Here is a 20,601-nt window from a genome sequence, read left to right as displayed (position 1 = left end):
ACCTACGACCATGACATCCATTATCGGCAAGGTTTCGCTGTCGGCGCTGGTCGCCGTCTCGTTCGGCGGTGTCGCGCTCGCCGGCACGGCGGGAACGCCGGCGCCGCGCTTCGACGCCGGCGTCATCTCCGGTCTCGGCGCGCGCAACATCGGCTCGGCGACGATGAGCGGGCGCATTGCCGCGCTCGACGCGGTGCCGGGCAAAGACGGCAAGACCACGTTGTTCGTTGGCGCTGCCTCGGGCGGCGTGTGGAAGTCGACCGACGGCGGCACGACGTTCAAAACCGTATTCGACAAGCAGCCGGTGCAGTCGATCGGTGCGATCGCGATCGATCCGTCGCAGCACGACACGATCTGGGTCGGCACCGGCGAACCGTGGACGCGCAATTCGGTGTCGATCGGCAACGGCATCTACAAGTCGACCGACGGCGGCGAGACCTGGAGTCACGTCGGTCTCGACAACTCCGAGCGCATCGCCAAGATCCTCGTCGATCCGCGTGACGGCAACACGGTCTACGCCTGCGTACCCGGCAAGCTGTGGAGCGATTCGGCCGACCGCGGCCTGTACAAGACGACCGACGGCGGAAAGAGCTGGAACCTGGTATTGAAGGGCAAGAACCTTTCGACGGGCTGCTCTTCGATCAGCTTCGACCCGAAGGATGCGAACGTGGTTTTCGCCGGGCTCTGGGATTTCCGCCGCAAGGGCTGGACGTTCCGTTCCGGTGGCGATTCCGCCGAGGCGCCGTCCGCCAGCGGCTTGTTCCGCTCCGCGGACGCCGGCCGTTCGTGGACCGAGGTCACCGATGCAGCCAACAAGGGCTTTCCGAAGAAGCCCTACGGACGCATCGCGGTCACGGTCGCGCCGTCCGCAGCGAACATCGTCTACGCGTTCGTCGAATCGACCGATTCGGCGCTGTACCGTTCCGATGACGGCGGCAAGACCTGGGACAAGCGCGACAAGAGCCAGATGATGGTCTGGCGTCCGTTCTATTTCGCCAACCTCATCGTCGATCCGAAGAATCCCGATCGTCTGTTCAAGCCGGATTTGGCGCTGATCCAGAGCCTCGATGGCGGCAAGAGCTTCGCGAACGTCGGCGGCGGCACGCACGGCGACCACCACATCATCTGGATCGACCCGACCGATACGCAGCACGTGATCAGCGGCGACGACGGTGGCCTCTGGCAGTCCTGGGACGGCGGCAACAAGTGGTGGAAGCAAAACAACCTGCCGGTGTCGCAGTTCTACCATGTCAGCACCGACGGCTCCGATCCGTTCCATGTCTACGGCGGCCTGCAGGACAACAGTTCCTGGGTCGGCGACAGCGCGTATCCCGGCGGCGTGACCAACTCGCGCTGGGAGAACATGTACGGCGGCGACGGCTTCTGGATGTTCGAGGATCCGGCCGATGCCGACTACATCTACGCCGAGTACCAGGGCGGCACGATCGCTCGCGTCAACCGCTATACGCACGAGATCCGCAGCATCCAGCCCACCGCGAACTACAACGAGAAGTTGCGCTGGAACTGGAATACACCGATCGCGTTGAGCCCGAACGAGAAGGGCACGATTTACATCGGCGCGCAGTTCCTGTTCCGCTCGCGTGACCACGGCCAGAGCTGGGACCGCATCTCGCCGGACCTGACCACCAACGATCCGGTGAAGCAGAAGCAGGAGGAATCGGGCGGCATCACGGTCGACAACTCGGCGGCCGAGATGCACACGACGATCTACTCGATCAGCGAATCGCCGAAGCAGGCAGGGGTGATCTGGGTCGGTACCGACGACGGCAACGTGCAGCTCACGCGTGATGATGGCAAGAGCTGGACCAACGTCGTGAAGAACGTCAAGGGTCTGCCGGAGCATGCCTGGGTGTCGTGGGTGCAGGCCAGCGGCTTCGATGCCGGCAGCGCGCTGGTCGCGTTCGACCGTCACACCTTCGGCGACATGGCGCCGTACATCTACCGCACACGCGACTACGGCAAGACCTGGACTGCACTGGGCACCTCGAAGGACAAGGGCCTGCGTGGTTATGTCCACGTGATCAAGGAGGACACGGTCAAGCCGGACTTGCTCTACGCCGGCACCGAATTCGGCCTCTGGATCTCGATCGACGGTGGCAGGGAGTGGGCGCAGTTCAAGGGCGGCGATTTCCCGGCCGTCGCGGTGCGCGACTTCGCGTTCCAGAACCGCGACGCTTCGCTCGCGCTGGCGACGCATGGCCGTGGCATCTGGATCGTCGACGACCTGACTCCGCTGCGCGCGCTCGATGCGAAGACGCTGGCGAGCGAGGCTGCGTTCCTTGCGACGCGGCCGGTGCAGCAGCGCATCAATTCGTTCGGTGGCTGGTCGGAGGGCGATGCAGCCTTCAGCGGTCCGAACCCCGCGACCGGTGCCGAGATCACCTATTACCAGAAGGGTCGTCATCTGTTCGGCAAGCTGAAAATCGACGTGCTCGACGACAAGGGTGAACTCATCGACACGATTCCGGCCAGCGTGCGCCGCGGCATCAATCGCGTGACCTGGTCGATGCGCGTGAAGCCGCCGCACGTGCCGCCCGCCGCGCAGATCGCGTTCAACTCGACGCAAGGTCCGCGCGTTCCGCCCGGTACCTACACGGTGCGCATGACCAAGGGCAAGGACGTCTACGAGACGAAGATGGATGTCGGCCTCGATCGTCGCGCCAAGTACTCGGTCGTCGATCGCCGTGCGCAATACGATGCCGCGATGCACGTGCGTGCTCTGTTTGGCGACATGAGCGACCTCGTGTTCAAGATCAACGCGGTGCGCGGGCAAGCCGATGCGGCAGCCGCGAAACTTCCCGAAACGGATGCCACGCGCAAGCAGCTCGCCGCGCTGTCCGCCAAGGCCGATGAGATCCGCAAGAAGATCGTCGCGACCAAGGAAGGCGGTGCGATCACCGGCGAGGAACGCCTGCGCGAGCACATGGATACCTTGTACGGCTCGATCATGGCCTACGACGGCAAGCCGACCGACTATCAGTTGGCGCGCATCGATGCGCTCAAGCGCGAACTCGGCGACGTCGAGAAACAGTTCGCCGACTTCCAGAGTAGCGATCTCGAGAAGACCAACGCGAAGCTGCGTGAATCCACGCTGCCCGAGATCAAGGTGCCGGCGGCCGCGCCGGCGATGGCGACGACCAGTTCGCCCGAGCGCGAGGAAGCGCACGCGCCGTGGGATCGCGACTGAAGCGCAGTCGCTGGATCACTTCGCGTTCCGGTGCAATCCGGAGCGCGAAGTGCGGTGCGTCGCAGCGCAGGACGCCTGCGACGCGGGAGTGGACCCCCGAGCTCGCCGGTCGTTCCATTGCCCGCCCGCGGGATATACGTGCCAGCGATGTGAGATCGTCCTGTCGCAGTGAGGTCTGACGTGTCGGCGCACGCGCCATGATGAGGGTCCGCTGCTGGTGGCGCGCAGCTCTATCACGTTCGTCGCTGTCGGCAGTTGCGCGGCGGCAGGCAACGGATGGACTGCCCAGCCTGCGGCGACGGGGCTTCTGCAGAATGTAACCTTTACCGACTACTCGCCGCTGTCGCGCAGTGCTGAAATCGCGCGTCGCATGTTGACGCCGCTGGCGTTGCAGCGCGCGCAGGCCTATCTGGCCGCGAAGGGCCATGCGTTGCGCGAACAGCCGATCGATCTGGCGCAGGAAACGTTCGTCGTCCATGTCCCAGAAGGCGCGCCTCCTGAAACGGGCTATGGCCTCCTGGTTTTCGTGCCGCCGTGGCCGCAGGCGAAGCTGCCCGATAGCTGGTCGCCGGCGTTGGATCGGCATCACCTGATCTATGTCAGTGCCGCGAATTCGGGCAACGACGCCAACGTGTTCGATCGACGCGTGCCGCTCGCGCTGCTGGCCTACGAGAACATTCGCCGGCGCTATCCGCTCGACCCCGGGCGCATCTATGTCGGCGGCCTGTCAGGCGGCTCGCGCGTCGCCCTGCGCATCGCGCTGGCCTATCCGGATGTATTCCGCGGCGCGCTGCTGAACGCCGGCAGCGACCCCATCGGCGATGAGCAGGTGCCTTTGCCGCCCGCCGACCTGTTCCGCCGGTTCCAGGAATCCACGCGGCTGGTTTACCTGACCGGCGAACGCGACGAATTCAATCGCCACGCGGATCTGGTCAGCCAGCGCTCCATGCGTACCCGGTGCGTGTTCGATCTGGAGAGCGAGGTGATGCCACGGCGCGGACACGAGATCGCCGATCCCGCGGCGTTGAGTCACGCGCTCGATGCACTGGACAAACCGTCCGCCGTGGATCCCGACCGGCTGGCGCAATGCCGTGCATCCGCCGGCTCCAGGTGATGCTGCCGGAGGACGCAAAACCGACCGCGCTCGATGTTCAGTGACTCGCTCCGGCCGCGACATTTCCGAATGGCGGCTTCGCGAACCAGACCACCGGGATCATGGCCAGGAACATGAATGTGCAAAGCAGGAACACGTCGTTGACCGCGAGGGTCAGTGCCTGCTGATTGACCAGCATTTCGACGCCCGTCCAGGCACGTTGCAGCGGACCGCCCAGAGCACTCAGGCCGTTGACGTAGCTGGTCGTGGCCGCGCTCGTGCTGCTGAGGTGCTCGGCGAGCACCGCGTGGTGGTAATCGCTGCGATGCTGCCAAAGCGTCACGTTCACCGCGGTCGAAATGCTCGCGGCGATCGTGCGGAAGAAATTCGACAGGCCAGATGCAGACGCCAGCTGGTGCGGCTGCAAACCGGACAGGATCACCTGGTTCAACGGAATGAAGAAGCACGGGATGCCGATGCCCATGATGAAGCGCGGCAGCACGAACTGCCCAAATGACGTATCTATCGGGAAACTCGCGAACCAGTAGGAGGTGAACGCGAACACGAGGAACGCGAATGTGACCACCGAGCGCAGTTCCAGTCGCTGCAGGTTGCGGCCGACGATCGGCGACATCAGGAACGCGAGTATGCCGACGGGCGCAGCCGCGAGTCCCGCCCACGTCGCGGTGTAGCCGACCACGGTTTGCAGCCAGAGCGGGAACACGATGTTGATGGCGAAGAACGCGAAGTAGCCGAGCGACATCGCGGCGACACCGATCGTGAAATTGCGCTTGGCGAACAGGTGCAGATCGATGATCGGATGCTTGTCGGTCAATTCCCAGGCGATCAGGAACGTCAGGCACACGAGCGCGACAATCCCCAGGGTCACGATCAAGGGCGACGAGAACCAGTCCTTGTCATTGCCGTTGTCGAGCATGAATTGCAGGCAGCCGACCCCGACGACGAGCAGCACGAGGCCGATCGTGTCGATCGGTGCCTTGATGATCTTCGACTCGCGGTGACGCAGCAGAACCCAGGTGATGATCACCGCGAGCACGCCGACCGGCACGTTGATGTAGAAGATCCACGGCCAGGAATAATTGTCGGTGATCCAGCCGCCGAGGATCGGCCCGAAGATCGGCGCGACCACGACGGTCATTGCCCACAGCGCGAGCGCGAGCCCCTTCTTCTCGTTCGGATAGTTGTTGAGCAGCAGGCTGAGCGACAACGCGACCATCGGCCCCGAGCCGGCGCCCTGCAGCAGGCGCCCGACGACCAGCATCGGCATGCTCGTCGCGACGCCGCACAGCATCGACATCAGTACGAACAGGATCGCCGACACGCAGAACGCGCGAACCTCCCCGAATTGCTTGCCGATCCAGCCGGACAGCGGCTGCATGATCGCGCTGGCCAGCGAATACGAGCTGATCGCCCAGGTGCCTTCCTGCGGACTCACGCCGAGACTGCCGGCGATATGCGGCACCGACACGTTGACGATCGTGATGTCGAGTACTTCCATGAACGTCGCGAACGCGATCGCGACGGTCAGCAGCGCCAGCGGCGTGCCGTGCAGCGGCGGCAGGGCAGGGCGCTCGTTCGGAACGGCGGCCATCGGTGTCTTGCCTCAGCGCGCGCCGGGGAGGTTCGCGGCGACGATCGCGTCCGCTTCGGCCTCGGCCTTGGCGAAGTCGCGTTCGTAGACGCCGGTCTGCGCGACGGCCATGTTTGCCGGCGCGCTGGCGAGCATCCGGCCCGAGCGGTCGTGCGTGTCGACCGCGACCGCGGTCGACAGACCCACGCGCAACGGATGCTTGTCGAGTTGTGCCGGATCGAGCGAGATGCGCACCGCGACACGCTGCACGACCTTGATCCAGTTGCCGGACGCGTTCTGCGGCGGCAGCAGCGCAAACGCGGAACCGGTGCCGGCGCCGAGTCCGACCACCTTGCCTTCGTATTCGACGCGGCCGCCGTACAGATCGCTCTCGACCTTCGCGGGCTGGCCGATGCGGATATGTGCGAGCTGGCTTTCCTTGAAGTTCGCGTCGACCCAGAGGTCGTGCAGCGGGATCACGGTGAGCAAAGGCTGACCCGGCTGCACGCGCGAACCGACCTGCACGCTGCGCTGCGCAACGTAGCCGCCGATCGGCGCGACGATCGCATTGCGCTCGGCATTGATCCAGGCTTCGCGGAATGCGGCCTTGGCCTGCATCACCGACGCGTTCCGCGCGATATCCGTCCCATCGACCAGCGCATGCGAGGCCGCCGCCTGGCGCGTCGCGACGTCGAGCGCAGCCTTCGCGGTGTCGACAGCCTCGCGTGCATGCGCGACTTCCTCCGGGGCGATCGCCTTGTCGGCGAGCAGCGGCTGGCGGCGCGTGAGATCGGCTTCGGCGCGCGCGAGGTCGAGCTTGCGTGCGGTGATGCCGGCGTCGTACTGCGAAGCCATCTCGGTCTGCTGGCGCACCTGGCGTACCGCGTTGGCGAGCGCGCTCCTGGCCTTGGCGAGATTCACTTCGGCGTCGGTCGGATCGAGCTTGACCAGCACCTGACCTGCATCGACGCGCTGGGTGTCGTCAGCGAGCACGGCGATCACGGTGCCCGCCACCTGCGCGGAGATCGTGACCTGGTTGCCGGCGACGTAGGCGTCGTCAGTCGTCTCGCGCAGCGAGAATACGAACAGCCAGAGCAGATACCAGCCGATGCCGGCCAGCACGAAGACCGCGGCGATCGCGAGAAGGATCGCGCGGCGCTTTCCGTTGCCATTGCCGTTCGGTTGTTCGGCGGTGAGTGCAGGGGAATCGCTCATCGGGAGTCGGCTCGTTCGGCGTTGATCGGGGGTTTCGGGGATTCGGTTGTGTCGCCGCCCGCAGCATCGGGAGCGGTCGCGCGTTGCATGCGATAGCCGCCGCCGAGCGCCTTGGTCAGCGCGATCTGCGCGGAAATCGCCTGCGCATCCAGCGTCGCGACCGCGTCGCGCTGCTGCAGCACCTGCGCCTTGGCTCCGAGCAGGCTGCGATCGTCGGTGACGCCGCGGCGCACGCGGGCGGCAGCGGTGTCCTCGAGCGCACGCGTTGCATCGACCTGCTGCATGCGCTGGCCGCGGCGCGCGTCGATCTGCTGCAGGTTCAGGGCCTGCGTGGCGACATCGCGCGCGGCATCGACCACGGCGGCGTCGTACTGCGCGGCAGCGGCCTGGAGCTGTGCCTGCGTGACTCCATACGCCGCGCGCAACCGGCCTTGCCCGAACACGGGCAGATGCAGCGCCGGTCCGATGCCGGCAACGCGGCTGCCGCCGGTGAGCAGCTTGTCGAGGTCGATCGAGGACAGCCCGACCATCGCGCCGAGGCTGATGTCCGGATAGAACTCGGCGCGCGCCTGGTTCACGCGCTGCAGCGCTGCCTCGACGCGCCAGCGGCTGGCCGCGATATCGGGGCGGCGCGCGAGCAGGTCGATGCCGACATCATTGGGCAACGCGGCCTCGGCCATTGGCAGCGGCTTTGCGGCGAGCGCGGGCAGTTCCGCCGGTGCGACACCGAGCAGCGCCGCGAGCGCCGCGAGCCGGATCGGCGCGGAACCCGCATAGCCGGCCTCGAGTTCCCGCGCAGCTGCGATCTGTGCGTCGGCCTGGTGCACCGTGTCGGGCGCATCGATGCCGCGTGCGACGCGTTTCGCCGCGAGCTCGCGAGTGCGTTCCAGTGCGGTAACCGTGTCCTTCGCCAGCGCGAGCCGCACCTGATCGGCCTGCCAGCCGAAGTAGGTATCCGCTACCGCGGTGGTCAGCAGCAGGGCGGCGGCGCTGCGTTCGGCCTCGGCCGCATGAGCCTCGTCGACCGAGGCGGCAACCGCCGCCCGGGTCTTGCCCCAGAAATCGAAGTCGTACTGGAACTGCAGGCTGAGGTCGCCCTGGTTGTACCAGGTGAAGCCGAGGAACTCCGGCGGAATCAGTCCGTGCTCACTGAGGCGCTGACGCTGCGCCTGCGCATTCGCCTGGAACGAGGCACCGCCGGCCGCGCGTGCGATCTCGACCGAACTCAGCGCGGTGCCAAAGCGCTTGCGCGCCTCGTCGAGTGACGGCGCGCTCGCGAGCGCCTTCTGTTCGAGTCCATCGAGTTGGTCGTCGGCGTAACGTCTCCACCATTCGGAGTCCGGCCAGGCGCCGCCCTGCGGCGCGGCCACGCCAGCCAGCGGCGCCTCGTTGCGCAGGTCTGGCAGATCCGGTTTCGGGGGAATCGAACAGCTCGCGATCGCGAGCGCGGTGGCAAGGGCAACGAGCGGACGAGCAGCGGATGCGGTCATCGGGGCACTGGTGCGGGGGATCGGGGTGGACAGTCGGTCCGCACGTCGCGTGTGATGAACCGTGCCGTGAACCGCTGCAGGCGCGATGTTGCGCGCGAAACGCCTGCCTCAGTCATCTCTTTTGTCACGAGGAGATCGGAATAACGATACTATCGAGTTTTATAATTGGCTGCAATGCCCGCTCGCGAGTTAGGAGAACTAGCGGTAGTCGCGATGACACGCATCACAGGCGTTCGCGACGGTAGTCAGTGCCGCGGTCTGACGCGCGCAATCGGCGCTGCTGTCCCATTGGGCGACGGCTGCGCGGAAGTCACTCGCATACTGGCTGAGTACCCGATCCTTCGTGCCCGGCGCGAGCAGGGCGCGTTCGAGATCGTCCGCGATCAACTGCAGGTGCGCCGCCGAGTTGCGCGTTGCCGGCGCTGCGCATTGGCCGCTGCGCGCCGCCGCGCGTGCGTCGACGAGTTCGTGCTGCATCACGTTCATCAGCCCGCGCGGCCAGGCGTCGCGGCGCGCGAACGCATTGACGGTCATGCTCGCGACGATGGCGCCGATGGCAAGGCCGACGATCAGGCAGACGAGGTAGCGCATGGCAGTATTTCAATCGGGGATCGGCAATTCTAGTGCGGACGCAGAAGTGCCAAAACAAGGTACCCTGCGCGCCCTCATGGAACAGTCACTGATCGACGAACGTTTCCGCGGCATCGACCGCCTGTATGGCACCGGCAGCGTCGCGCGCCTGGCGCGCGCGCATGTCTGCGTGGTCGGCATCGGCGGTGTCGGCTCGTGGGCGGTCGAGGCGCTGGCGCGCAGCGGCCTGGGTCGACTGACGCTGATCGATGCCGACGAAATCTGCATCAGCAACACGAACCGCCAGTTGCACGCGCTCGACGGCGAGTTCGGCAAGCCCAAGGTCGCCGCGATGGCGGCGCGCCTGCGTGCGATCAATCCGCGCATCGAGGTCGATGCGGTCGAGGAATTCGTGACGCCTTCCAATCTCGTGGGCCTGCTCGATCGCGGCTACGACCTCGTCATCGACGCCTGCGACGCGTTCCGCGTCAAGGTCGAGACGATCGCCTGGTGCCGGCGTCGCAAGCTGTCGCTGATCACCTGCGGTTCGGCCGGCGGACGGACCGATCCGACCCTGATCGCGGTGCGCGACCTGTCGAAGACCGAACACGACGCGATGCTCGCGCTGGTGCGCAAGAAGTTGCGCGAGGAATTCAACTTCCCGCGCGGGCCGAAACGCTATTTCGGTGTACAGGCGGTCTATTCGCGCGAGAACGTGCGCTATCCGCAGGCCGACGGCAGCGTCTGTGGCACGCGGCCTGGGCACGGCGAGGCGCTGAAACTCGACTGCGGCACGGGCCTCGGCGCTGCGACCCATGTGACCGCCGCCTTCGCGTTCGCGGCGGTGTCGCGCGCGTTGTCGAAGCTGCTTTCCGGCGTCGCCGCGGGCAGTTGATCCTGGTCCTCGGCAGGCCGGAATTTCGCCTGCGAACCACTTGATTCGCCGGCATCAGTTGACGGAGACGGCGCGCGGCAATCGGAACAACCTTTCGCAGTTCCGCGAGGTCGCGAGCGCCACGGCGGCGGTTTCCTCACCGCGCAGCTCGGCGACGGTTGCCAGCACCTCGGCCAGCCGTGCCGGCTCGTTGCGTTCGCCGCGATGGCCGGCGAGCGGCTGATCCGGTGCGTCGGTCTCGAGCAGAAGATATTCGATGGGCATGCGTGCCACGATCGCACGCAGGCGTTTGGCCCGATCGTAGGTGAGCGGCCCGCCCAGGCCGATGCAGAATCCGAGCTTCCACAACTGGCGCGCCTGCTCTTCGCTGCCGGAAAAGCTGTGTACGACGCCACGCAATGCACCGACGCGGCGGATCGCCGCCATCACGTCGTCGAGCGCGTGGCGCGCGTGCAGGATCACCGGTAGGTCGAAATCACGTGCGAGTTCGAGCTGGCGCGTGAAGTACATGCGCTGCGCGTCGTGGTCGAGACCCTCGACGAAGAAGTCCAGCCCGCATTCACCCACCGCGACCGGCCGCTCGCGCTCGAGCCACTCACCCAGCGCACGCAGGTGCTCGGGCCGGTGTTCGGCGAGATACATCGGGTGCAATCCATACGCCGGATGCAGGCTGGTGTTCGAGGCGCACAAGTCGCGCAGTTTCGCGAAACCCGACAACGCGATCGCGGGGACGATCTGCGCGCTGACGCCGGCGGCTTCGGCGCGCGCGATCACCTCGGCACGATCCGCGTCGAATTCGGCGGCGTCAAGATGGCAGTGCGAGTCGATCAGCATCAGCGCCGTCGCGACTGCTGCAGGAGGATCGTCGGGATGACGTGCGTCGAATGCTGCAATCGGGGCAGAGGCGGCGGTACGAGCTGGTCACCGCCTGCAAGGCTTTTCGTGCCGGTGTTCGCGGGGTCGAGCCAGTCGCGCAGGCGCGTCACGGCACTGGCGCCGTCCCAGGCGACCGCCAGCTTGCCGTAGCAGTCATTGCCCGCGTTCGGCGAAGTCGGCGGCGAGGTCGCGCATGCGGCGTCGCCGCCGCTGAGCACGCCGATCAGCTGGCGCGCGTGCGGGCTGCTGTCGGCAACCGAAAACAGGCCGGAACCCGACGAGCCGCTCTCGGTCGTTCCGAGCGAGTACGGTCCGGTCCGCCAGTGCGTACTCGCAAGCGTCTGGGTGGAGGCGATGCAATTGCCGGTCGTCGCGGGCGACGGGCCCACGGTGATCTTCTTCACGTCGCCGGACGGATGGTGGATGCCGATCGTGCCCACAGGGACCGTGTTGCTCGCATCCCAGCCGGCACGGTAGACGTTCCACGCGGGATCGGGTGCCTGGACCAGTTCGACCAGGGTGAAATCGACATCGGCGCGCGTCGCGCGCAGCGTGGCGCCGTGCTGGTCGTCGTTGAAGAAGCCGGCGGCGGGCGCGCTCAGGATGCCGCATTGCGTCGACTGGTAGTTCCAGTAGACCACCATCGAGGCGGCCTCGCTGTCGGTCGATGCGCAATGCGCAGCCGTCAGGAAGTAATTCCTGCGATCGCGTGGTACGTCGGCGAGCAGCGTGCCGGTGCAGTAATAGTGATTGCGGTCGGCGTCAGCCTGGTATTCGTAGCGGGCGACCGCGCGCATCTCGTCGGGATAGGGCTGGCCGGCCGGGCAGACGACGTCGATGTTGCAGGCGCCTGAGGTGCCCGGTCCGGAGACGGCCTTGCTGCGGCCGAACAGATCGCGGAAGCCCGCGCCGACATTCACCACTTCCAGCATCCGGGGTGAAAACCACGTGTTCGTGGGCACGCGCACCTCGACCGTCGCGGTATCACCCGGCACGACCGGCGCATCGAAGCGCGCATTCAGCGCGTCGGCCGCGGTGTAGGGGCCCTGGTAGTACGCGTCGGCGCCGATCACGTAGAGCGTTGCAGTGGCTGGCAACGCGAACCGAGCGAATCCCAGGCGCAGGTCGGTGGCGCCCACTGCGCGCAGCTGGACGCGCCAAAGCTGTGATCCGTCCGGCAAGGTCTGCCAGACACCGCTGCGATCGGGCGATATCGAGACGCGGTTGCCGATCGCGACCTGCAGACGCTTCGCATGCGGGCCGATGATGGTGGCCGCCGCGTCCGTCTCCGCACGCTGCTGCACAGCGTCGATGGCGGCGACGTCCTCGACAGGTATGACGATGGAGGACTTGGCGCGGTGCGCGAGGCTGTAGGGAAGCTCGCCTTGGCGGGCCAGGGCCGGTGCGGCGTTCATGGCGAGCAGCGCGCACAACGACGTCAGGGCGGCGCTCAGTAAGGGGTGGCGCATGGTTCGTCCATTGTCGCGACGGGCGCGAGCATACGGCGTGCCGCGACGCGAGTGGAAGCCGAACATGCGATGCCACTCCGCGAGTGGTGCAGTGTGCAGACCGCGCTGCGCGGCTGCCAGATCAGTCGCGATGCGCCGCGTTGCGATCGCGGCCGGCGCCGAGCCTGCGATCGAGACCGCCGAACAGCTTCTTGAACAGGCGCGAGAGCTTTCCGCGCTGGGTCTTGCGCAGCTTTTCGTCCTCGCTGGTCAGCCACGCGACCTGGATCACGCGGCGCTCGCCTTCATGCGGCAGGTGGCCGTGGAACGAGTTGTCGGCGCGCCTGAACGCAACGAGATTGCCGTACAGCGGGCGAATCTCGGACATGACGACATCGTCGATATCATCGATCCTGTTCAGGAAACGGAAGCAGCCTTCACTGATATCCGGCCAGCTCTCGTTGAGGTAGAGCAGGGCGGTGACGACTTTGGACTTGCTGTCGGTATGGATCGTGCCGTGGCGCTTGTTCAGGGCACGGCAGATCGTGACCAGACTCGGATACGTGCCGAGCTCCGGTACGCCGAGCCGCGCACCGATCGCGTCGGCGAATTCACTCGATGTCAGCTCGGTGATCAGGCGGTTGATGCTCGCGCCGCAGTCGCCGACCTCATGCGGGAAGAAGCCGGCGCTGGGATAACGCGGGAAGTCGCGCGCGAGCTCGTCCGATGCAGCGCTCGGCAGCTGCGCATGCGCGACCATGAACGGAAACGGCAGCGTGCACACGAGCGTATCCGGCCGGTCCAGGCGCGCCGGATCGAGCAGGTGACCATCGTCGGCGCTGCGGTCAGGCGAAAGCGGTACAGCGTTCATCGGTCATCCGGCTTGCGGTCGTCAGGCTGCCCAATGATGCGGATTGTAGACTCCGCGGTGGACAGCGCGGCGGCGCAGCCCTAAAATCCGCGCTCGCCTTGATTCCTTTTTTACGCCCCACGGACTGGTCGTTGCCAGCCCGCGGGTGCTGTCGCATCCGGTGTCGACGCGACCCCTGATGTGCATCCCACGACGACCTTAGGCGAAAGCATGACGATTCCCGCTCTCCTCGCACTTGCCGACGGCAGCCTGTTCCGCGGCGTTTCCATTGGCGCGGAGGGACAGACGGTCGGCGAAGTCGTGTTCAACACCGCGATGACCGGCTATCAGGAAATCCTGACCGATCCGTCCTATGCGCGGCAGATCGTCACTCTGACCTATCCACACATCGGCAACACCGGCTGCAACGCGGTGGACGCCGAGTCGACGCAGGTGCACGCCGCCGGCCTCGTGATCCGCGATCTGCCGCTGGCGGCGAGCAACTGGCGCTCCGAGGAGACGCTGGACGCGTATCTCAAGCGCAATCATGTGGTCGCGATCGCCGAGATCGACACGCGCCGGCTCACGCGCATCCTGCGTGACAAGGGCGCCCAGAGCGGTTGCATCGTCGCTGGAGCGGAGATTTCGGAAGAGGCAGCACTGGCTGCGGCGCGTGCGTTCCCGGGACTCAGCGGCATGGATCTCGCGAAGGTCGTCTCGGTGCGCGAGCGCTACGTCTGGCGCGAAGGCAGCTACGACCTCGATCGCGCCGCGTTCGCCGCGCGTACGCCGCGCTTCCGTGTGGTCGCCTACGACTTCGGCGTGAAGCAGAACATCCTGCGCATGCTGGCGGACCGCGGTTGCGACATTACCGTCGTACCAGCGCAGACGCCGGCCAGCGAGGTGTTCGCGCTGCGCCCGGACGGCGTGTTCCTGTCCAACGGCCCCGGCGATCCGGAGCCCTGCGATTACGCGATCGCGGCGATGCGCGAGTTCATCCGCGCCAGACTGCCGCTGTTCGGCATCTGCCTCGGCCACCAGTTGCTCGGTCTCGCCGTCGGCGCGCGCACGCTCAAGATGAAGTTCGGCCATCACGGCGCGAACCACCCGGTCATCGATCTCGAAACCGGCCGCGTGATGATCTCGAGCCAGAACCACGGCTTCTCGGTCGACGAGTCGACCCTGCCCGCGAACGCGAAGACGACGCACCGTTCGCTGTTCGATGGTTCGTTGCAGGGCATCATGCTCACCGATGCACCGGCATTCAGTTTCCAGGGGCATCCGGAAGCCAGTCCCGGCCCGCACGACGTGGCCGGCCTGTTCGATCGATTCATCCAACTCATGGAGGCGCGCGCGGCTGCCGCGGCGTAATCGATATGCTCAAACCTCGCCATCTGCATCTCGTAGTCGCCGCCACGGCGTTCGCGCTGTGCTCGGCCTGCCTGCCCGTACACGCTGCGCAGCACGCGGCGGCCGTTGCGAAGACGGTCGAAGTCGTGCGCCCGGTCGGTGAAGCGGTCGCCTACGAGGCGCTCGAGCATCACATCGGCGCCGAGATCGCCGTCGAGACCACGCTGAACACGGTGCGCCGCGGCAAGCTGGTCAAGTACACAAATCCGGCATTGACGCTGCAGCTCGGCCCGGAAGCGGGCTCGATCGAATTGTCGGTGCCGCGCGAAACCGTGCGCAGCATCCGCCTGCTGCCGTCCACGGTGCCGGCCCAGCCGGAGCCGGGTGCGAAGCCAGAGCAAGGCGCAAAGCAGGAATCAAGGTAAACGCAGTGCCCAAGAGAACTGATCTCCACACGATCCTCATCATCGGCGCCGGCCCGATCGTCATCGGCCAGGCCTGCGAGTTCGACTATTCCGGCGCGCAGGCTTGCAAGGCGCTGAAGGAAGAGGGTTTCCGCGTCGTCCTGGTCAATTCGAACCCGGCGACGATCATGACCGATCCGGAGACCGCGGATGCGGTCTACATCGAGCCGATCAACTGGCGCACCGTCGAGAAGATCATCGCGAAGGAGAAACCCGACGCGCTGCTACCGACGATGGGCGGCCAGACCGCGCTGAACTGCGCGCTGGACCTCGCCGACCACGGCGTGCTCGAGAAGTACGGCGTGCAGCTCATCGGTGCCTCGCGCGATGCGATCCGCATGGCCGAGGACCGCGAACTGTTTCGCCACGCGATGGCCGACATCGGCCTCGACTGTCCGAAGGCGGAAGTCGCCAAGTCGTTCGAACAGGCGCTGGAGATCCAGGCCAAGGTCGGCTATCCAACGATCATCCGGCCGAGCTTCACGCTCGGCGGCAGCGGCGGCGGCATCGCCTACAACCGCGAGGAATTCGAGGAGATCGTCAAGCGCGGCCTCGACCTCTCGCCGGTGCACGAGGTGCTGGTCGAGGAGTCCGTGCTCGGCTGGAAGGAATTCGAGATGGAGGTCGTCCGCGACACTGCGGACAACTGCATCATCGTCTGCTCGATCGAGAACCTCGACCCGATGGGCGTGCACACCGGCGACTCGATCACGGTCGCGCCGGCGCAGACGCTGACCGACAAGGAATACCAGCGCCTGCGCGACGCCTCGATCGCGGTGCTGCGCAAGATCGGCGTCGACACCGGTGGCTCCAACGTGCAGTTCGGCGTGAATGCCGAGAATGGCCGCGTCGTCGTGATCGAGATGAATCCGCGCGTATCGCGCTCGTCCGCGCTGGCATCGAAAGCAACCGGCTTCCCGATCGCCAAGGTCGCGGCCAAGCTCGCGGTCGGCTACACGCTGGATGAACTCAGGAACGAAATCACCGGCGGCAAGACCCCGGCCTCGTTCGAGCCAGCGATCGACTACGTGGTCACCAAGATTCCGCGTTTTGCGTTCGAGAAGTTCCCGGCCACCGATTCGCGCCTGACCACGCAGATGAAATCGGTCGGCGAAGTCATGGCGATCGGCCGCACGTTCCAGGAATCGCTGCAGAAGGCCTTGCGCGGACTGGAAACCGGCAAGAACGGACTGAACCCGAGCAAGCTCGACACGGCGACGCCGGAAGGGCTGGCGACGCTCAAGCGCGAACTCAAGGAGCCGGGTCCGGACCGTGTGTTCTATGTCGCCGACGCCTACCGCGCGGGGCTTTCCGGCGCGGACGTGTTCGCGCTGACGCATATCGATCCATGGTTCCTCGTGCAGATCGAGGATCTCGTGCGAACCGAAGCGGAGATCAAGACCGGCGGTCTCGCCGCGCTCGATGCCGCGCGCATGCTGCGCTTGAAGCGCAAGGGTTTCTCCGACGCGCGCCTGGCCGAACTGGTCGGCACCGACGAGAACGCCGTGCGCCATCTGCGTCGCGCGTTCAACGTGCGGCCGGTCTACAAGCGCGTCGACTCCTGCGCGGCCGAGTTCGCGACGACGACCGCCTACATGTACTCGACCTACGAGGAAGAGTGCGAGGCCGAGCCGACCGCGCGCGACAAGATCATCGTGCTCGGTGGCGGCCCGAACCGCATCGGCCAGGGCATCGAGTTCGACTACTGCTGCGTGCACGCCGCGCTCGCGCTGCGCGAGGATGGTTTCGAAACCATCATGGTCAACTGCAATCCGGAAACCGTGTCGACTGACTACGACACCTCGGATCGGCTGTATTTCGAGCCGTTGACGCTCGAGGACGTGCTCGAGATCGTCGACAAGGAGAAACCGAAGGGCGTGATCGTGCAGTACGGCGGGCAGACGCCGCTGAAGCTCGCGCGCGCGCTCGAGGCGGCTGGCGTGCCGATCATCGGAACGAGTCCGGACAGCATCGACCTCGCCGAAGACCGCGAGCGTTTCCAGAAGCTGGTCGAGAAGCTCGGGCTCAGGCAACCGCCGAACCGCACCGCGCGCAACGCCGACGAGGCGCTCGCGCTGGCGCGCGAGATCGGCTATCCGCTGGTCGTGAGGCCGAGCTACGTGCTCGGCGGCCGCGCGATGGAGATCGTGCACGACGACGCGGATCTGTCGCGTTACATCCGCGAGGCGGTGCGCGTATCCGACGCTTCGCCTGTCTTGCTCGACCGCTTCCTCGATCACGCCGGCGAAGTCGACGTCGACATCGTCGCCGATGCTGATGGCAATGTACTGATCGGCGGCGTGATGGAGCACATCGAGGAAGCCGGCGTGCATTCCGGCGATTCCTCGTGCTCGCTGCCACCGTATTCGCTGTCGCCGGCGATGCAGGACGAACTGCGCCGCCAGGTCGCGGTACTCGCCCGCGAGCTGAAGGTCGTCGGCCTGATGAACACGCAGTTCGCGGTGCAGGGCGAGACGATCTTCATCCTTGAAGTCAATCCGCGTGCATCGCGCACGGTGCCGTTCGTCGCCAAGGCCACCGGTGTCGCGCTTGCGAAGATCGCTGCGCGCTGCATGGTCGGCCAATCGCTGGCCGCGCAGCGGGCAACGCGCGAGGTCGTGCCGGCGTACTACTCGGTCAAGGAAGCGATCTTCCCGTTCCTGAAGTTCCAGAACGTCGATCCCATCCTTGGGCCGGAGATGCGCTCGACCGGTGAGGTGATGGGCGTCGGCCGCAGTTTCGGCGCCGCGTTCGCCAGGGCGCATGAAGCCGCCGGCATCGCCGCGCCGACACAGGGCAAGGCGTTCCTCTCGGTACGCGACGGGGACAAGGAGCGCCTGCTCGATATCGCGCGCGATCTGGTCCGGCGCGGTTTCGGCATCGTCGCGACCAGCGGTACGCACGCGTTCCTCGACGCGCACGGCATCGCCTGCGAACGCATCAACAAGGTGCTCGAAGGCCGCCCGCACATCGTCGACCTGATCAAGAACGGCGAGATCGCGTTCATCGTGAACACGACCGAGGGCAAGCAGGCGATCGCCGACTCGTTCTCGATCCGCCGCGAAGCGCTGCAGCAGCGCGTCACCTATTCGACCACGGTCAGCGGCGCGCGCGCGCTGCTGCATTCGCTGGACTTCCGCGACAGCACCGATGTGAACAGCTTGCAGGAACTGCACAAGGAACTGGCATGAAGCGCCCCCCGATGACGAAGAAGGGCGCCGAGCGCCTGCGCAGCGAACTGGACCGCCTGAAGGGGAAGGAACGTCCGCGCATCATCGCCGCGATCGCCGAGGCGCGCGCGCACGGCGACCTCAAGGAGAACGCCGAATACCACGCGGCACGCGAGATGCAGGGTTTCATCGAGGGTCGCATCAACGAGCTCGAGGCGGCCTTGTCGCATGCCGAGGTGATCGACGTGGCACGCCTCAACGCGGGCTCGCGCATCGTGTTCGGCGCGATCGTCGAACTCGCCGACGAGGACTCCGGCGAGGAGGTCAGCTACCAGATCGTTGGCGATCTCGAAGCCGACATCAAGCAGAGCCTGATTTCGGTTTCGTCACCGTTCGCACGCGCGCTGATCGGCAAGAGCGCTGGCGACAGCTTCGAGTTCCAGGCGCCGAACGGCACGCGCAACTACGAAATCACCGGCGTGCGCTACGAAGTCTGAGAGCACGTCCGCCATGCGTGCGCGGCTCATGACTAAGGCAATGCGATCCGCATGAAGCCAGCCGAGATCCGGCGACGCGTGGCCGTTGATTGCGGACACGCGTGGCCGGTCCATCTGCATCCGATCCTGGCCCGGATCTTTGCCGCACGTGGCCTTGCACCCGGTGACGTCAAGCAGATGCGTCTCGCCGATCTTGCCGTGCCCTCCGCGCTGGGCGGCATCGAACGCGCCTGCGACCTGCTTGCCGCAGCGATCGCCGCGGACCAGCGCATCTGCGTCGTCGGCGATTTCGATGCCGATGGCGCGACCGGCACCGCCACCGCCGTGCGCGGCTTGCGTCAGCTCGGCGCGCGTGATGTCTGCTACCGCGTGCCGAACCGGTTTCGCGATGGCTATGGCCTGTCGGCGGGGCTGGTCGAATCATTGGCAGATGTCGCGCCGGACCTGATTCTCACCGTCGACAATGGCATCGCCAGTCACGCAGGCGTCGCCGCAGCCCGCGAGCGCGGCATCGGCGTCGTCGTGACCGATCATCATCTGCCCGGGGATACATTGCCGGACGCGGATGCGATCGTGAACCCGAACCTCCCCGGCGATGGGTTTCCCAGCAAGTCGCTGGCGGGTGTCGGTGTCGTGTTCTATCTGCTGCTGGCGTTGCGCGCGCATCTGCGCGCCGCGGGAGCGTTTGCCGGGCGAGCCGAACCGGACCTTTCCGTCCTGCTCGACCTGGTGGCCCTCGGCACCGTCGCCGACCTCGTACCGTTGGATGCGAACAACCGCATCCTGGTCGAGGCCGGCCTGAAGCGCATCCGCGCAGGACGCTGCTGTGCCGGTATCGCGGCGCTCTGCAAGACCGCCGGGCGCGACATGACGCGCGCGGTCGCGAGCGACCTGGGTTACGCACTCGGTCCGCGCATCAATGCAGCGGGCCGGCTGGACGACATGAGCCTCGGCATCGAGTGCCTGCTGACCGATGACGCGGAGCGCGCGGGTGAACTCGCCGAGCGCCTGTCAGCGATCAACCAGGAACGCCAGGAATTGCAGTCGACGATGGTCGAGCAGGGCGAGGCCATGGTCACCCGCTTCATCGAGCGCTATCGCGACGGCGCGTTGCCATACGGCATCGTGCTGTCCGAGCCGGACTGGCATCCCGGCGTGGTCGGGCTGGTTGCTTCAAAGCTCAAGGAACGCCTGCATCGCCCGGTGGTCGCCTGTGCGCCGGTGGGCGAGGGCAGCAGCGAGTGGCGCGGTTCAGCGCGCTCGATCGCCGGTTTCCACCTGCGCGATGCGCTGGCCGAGGTCGATGCGACCTGCCCCGGCCTGATCGCGCGCTTTGGCGGTCATGCGATGGCGGCCGGCCTGAGCCTGGACGAAGCCAATCTGCCGCGTTTCGCCGCCGAGTTCGATGCAGTCGCGCGGCGACGTCTCGACCCGGAGTTGCTGGAGCATCACGTGTGGAGTGATGGCGAGCTCGACGCCGTCGACTTCACCGTCGACACCGCACAAGCGCTGCGTTATGCCGGTCCGTGGGGGCAGGCATTTCCGGAACCCGCATTCGACAACGTGTTCGAGGTCGAGTCCTGGCGTGCGGTCGGCGAACGCCACCTCAAGATGCGGCTGCGCTTTCCCGACCGTGCCGAGGCGCTCGACGCGATCATGTTCAATGCGCTCGAGGTGATGCCGCCACCATCGCGGTTGCGCGCGGTCTATCAGCTCGACCTCAATGAGTGGAACGGCCGCGAAAGCCTGCAGCTGCTGGTGCGACACATCGAGACGATCTGAGATGCGCTCACTTGCATCGGGCTCGCGAATCTGCTCCTATCGGCACATGCATCGCAGTCCCGCCAGCCAATCCGTAATCGCCGCGCCACTCGTGCGCGCGTC

15 protein-coding genes are annotated in these 20,601 nt (G+C 66.3%); 8 read left to right on the top strand and 7 right to left on the bottom strand.

The features are described from left to right. Positions 1 to 10: 10 nt before the first annotated feature. Together ABD002_RS00320 and ABD002_RS00315 are read left to right on the top strand one after the other, a co-directional pair. Positions 11 to 3,208, top strand: a complete 3,198-nt coding sequence (locus ABD002_RS00320) for a WD40/YVTN/BNR-like repeat-containing protein (RefSeq protein WP_343785962.1) — start codon at positions 11 to 13, stop codon at positions 3,206 to 3,208. A gap of 217 nt (positions 3,209 to 3,425) precedes the next feature. After that, positions 3,426 to 4,322: a hypothetical protein gene (locus tag ABD002_RS00315; protein ID WP_343785960.1), complete on the top strand. Its 897-nt coding sequence runs from the start codon at positions 3,426 to 3,428 to the stop codon at positions 4,320 to 4,322. A 37-nt stretch (positions 4,323 to 4,359) separates the two neighbouring features. On the opposite strand, the gene ABD002_RS00310 is transcribed toward ABD002_RS00315, so the two are convergent. The 4 genes from ABD002_RS00310 to ABD002_RS00295 all read right to left on the bottom strand — a co-directional run bounded on the left by ABD002_RS00310 (position 4,360) and on the right by ABD002_RS00295 (position 9,188). After that, complete coding sequence (locus tag ABD002_RS00310) at positions 4,360 to 5,913, bottom strand: DHA2 family efflux MFS transporter permease subunit (RefSeq protein ID WP_343785958.1); 1,554 nt, start codon at positions 5,911 to 5,913, stop codon at positions 4,360 to 4,362. Between the two features lie 12 nt (positions 5,914 to 5,925). After that, complete coding sequence (locus ABD002_RS00305) at positions 5,926 to 7,107, bottom strand: HlyD family secretion protein (protein ID WP_343785956.1); 1,182 nt, start codon at positions 7,105 to 7,107, stop codon at positions 5,926 to 5,928. Then, on the bottom strand, positions 7,104 to 8,597 hold the full coding sequence (locus ABD002_RS00300; protein ID WP_343785954.1) for an efflux transporter outer membrane subunit: 1,494 nt from the start codon (positions 8,595 to 8,597) through the stop codon (positions 7,104 to 7,106). Before ABD002_RS00300 ends, ABD002_RS00305 begins: the two co-directional genes overlap by 4 nt. Before the next feature lie 198 nt (positions 8,598 to 8,795). Beyond that, positions 8,796 to 9,188, bottom strand: a complete 393-nt coding sequence (locus ABD002_RS00295) for a hypothetical protein (protein ID WP_343785952.1) — start codon at positions 9,186 to 9,188, stop codon at positions 8,796 to 8,798. 76 nt (positions 9,189 to 9,264) lie between these two features. Between ABD002_RS00295 and tcdA the strand changes: the two genes are divergently transcribed. Next, positions 9,265 to 10,062, top strand: coding sequence for a tRNA cyclic N6-threonylcarbamoyladenosine(37) synthase TcdA (gene tcdA / locus ABD002_RS00290; protein WP_343785950.1), 798 nt, complete (start codon positions 9,265 to 9,267; stop codon positions 10,060 to 10,062). A gap of 54 nt (positions 10,063 to 10,116) precedes the next feature. On the opposite strand, the gene ABD002_RS00285 is transcribed toward tcdA, so the two are convergent. From ABD002_RS00285 to ABD002_RS00275, 3 genes are all read right to left on the bottom strand, one after another. Continuing rightward, positions 10,117 to 10,896: a TatD family hydrolase gene (locus tag ABD002_RS00285; protein WP_343785948.1), complete on the bottom strand. Its 780-nt coding sequence runs from the start codon at positions 10,894 to 10,896 to the stop codon at positions 10,117 to 10,119. Continuing rightward, complete coding sequence (locus tag ABD002_RS00280; protein WP_343785946.1) at positions 10,896 to 12,407, bottom strand: trypsin-like serine protease; 1,512 nt, start codon at positions 12,405 to 12,407, stop codon at positions 10,896 to 10,898. The genes ABD002_RS00285 and ABD002_RS00280 overlap by 1 nt, the downstream gene beginning before the upstream one ends. A 121-nt stretch (positions 12,408 to 12,528) precedes the next feature. After that, a complete protein-coding gene (locus ABD002_RS00275; protein ID WP_343785944.1) occupies positions 12,529 to 13,257 on the bottom strand; it encodes a 2OG-Fe(II) oxygenase family protein in 729 nt (242 codons plus the stop codon). Positions 13,258 to 13,467: 210 nt separating this feature from the next. On the opposite strand from ABD002_RS00275, the gene carA reads away from it, so the two are divergent. Genes carA through recJ form a run of 5 tightly spaced genes read left to right on the top strand, consistent with a single transcriptional unit; the run spans position 13,468 to position 20,499 of the window. After that, the gene (gene carA, locus ABD002_RS00270; RefSeq protein ID WP_343785942.1) at positions 13,468 to 14,607 is read left to right on the top strand and encodes a glutamine-hydrolyzing carbamoyl-phosphate synthase small subunit; all 1,140 of its coding nucleotides are present in this window, start codon (positions 13,468 to 13,470) and stop codon (positions 14,605 to 14,607) included. A gap of 5 nt (positions 14,608 to 14,612) precedes the next feature. After that, complete coding sequence (locus tag ABD002_RS00265; RefSeq protein ID WP_343785940.1) at positions 14,613 to 15,011, top strand: hypothetical protein; 399 nt, start codon at positions 14,613 to 14,615, stop codon at positions 15,009 to 15,011. A 5-nt stretch (positions 15,012 to 15,016) separates the two neighbouring features. Beyond that, on the top strand, positions 15,017 to 18,241 hold the full coding sequence (gene carB / locus ABD002_RS00260; RefSeq protein ID WP_343785938.1) for a carbamoyl-phosphate synthase large subunit: 3,225 nt from the start codon (positions 15,017 to 15,019) through the stop codon (positions 18,239 to 18,241). Beyond that, positions 18,238 to 18,717, top strand: a complete 480-nt coding sequence (gene greA / locus ABD002_RS00255) for a transcription elongation factor GreA (RefSeq protein WP_343785936.1) — start codon at positions 18,238 to 18,240, stop codon at positions 18,715 to 18,717. The genes carB and greA overlap by 4 nt, the downstream gene beginning before the upstream one ends. Positions 18,718 to 18,768: 51 nt before the next feature. After that, positions 18,769 to 20,499 carry a single-stranded-DNA-specific exonuclease RecJ gene (gene recJ, locus ABD002_RS00250; RefSeq protein WP_343785934.1) on the top strand — a complete coding sequence of 577 codons (1,731 nt, stop codon included), beginning with the start codon at positions 18,769 to 18,771 and terminating at the stop codon, positions 20,497 to 20,499. Positions 20,500 to 20,601: the final 102 nt, after the last annotated feature.

Source organism: Dokdonella soli, assembly GCF_039523175.1.
GTDB lineage: Bacteria > Pseudomonadota > Gammaproteobacteria > Xanthomonadales > Rhodanobacteraceae > Dokdonella_A > Dokdonella_A soli.
Note: the sequence above shows the minus strand (reverse complement) of the source record. Positions and strands in the feature narration are given on the sequence as shown.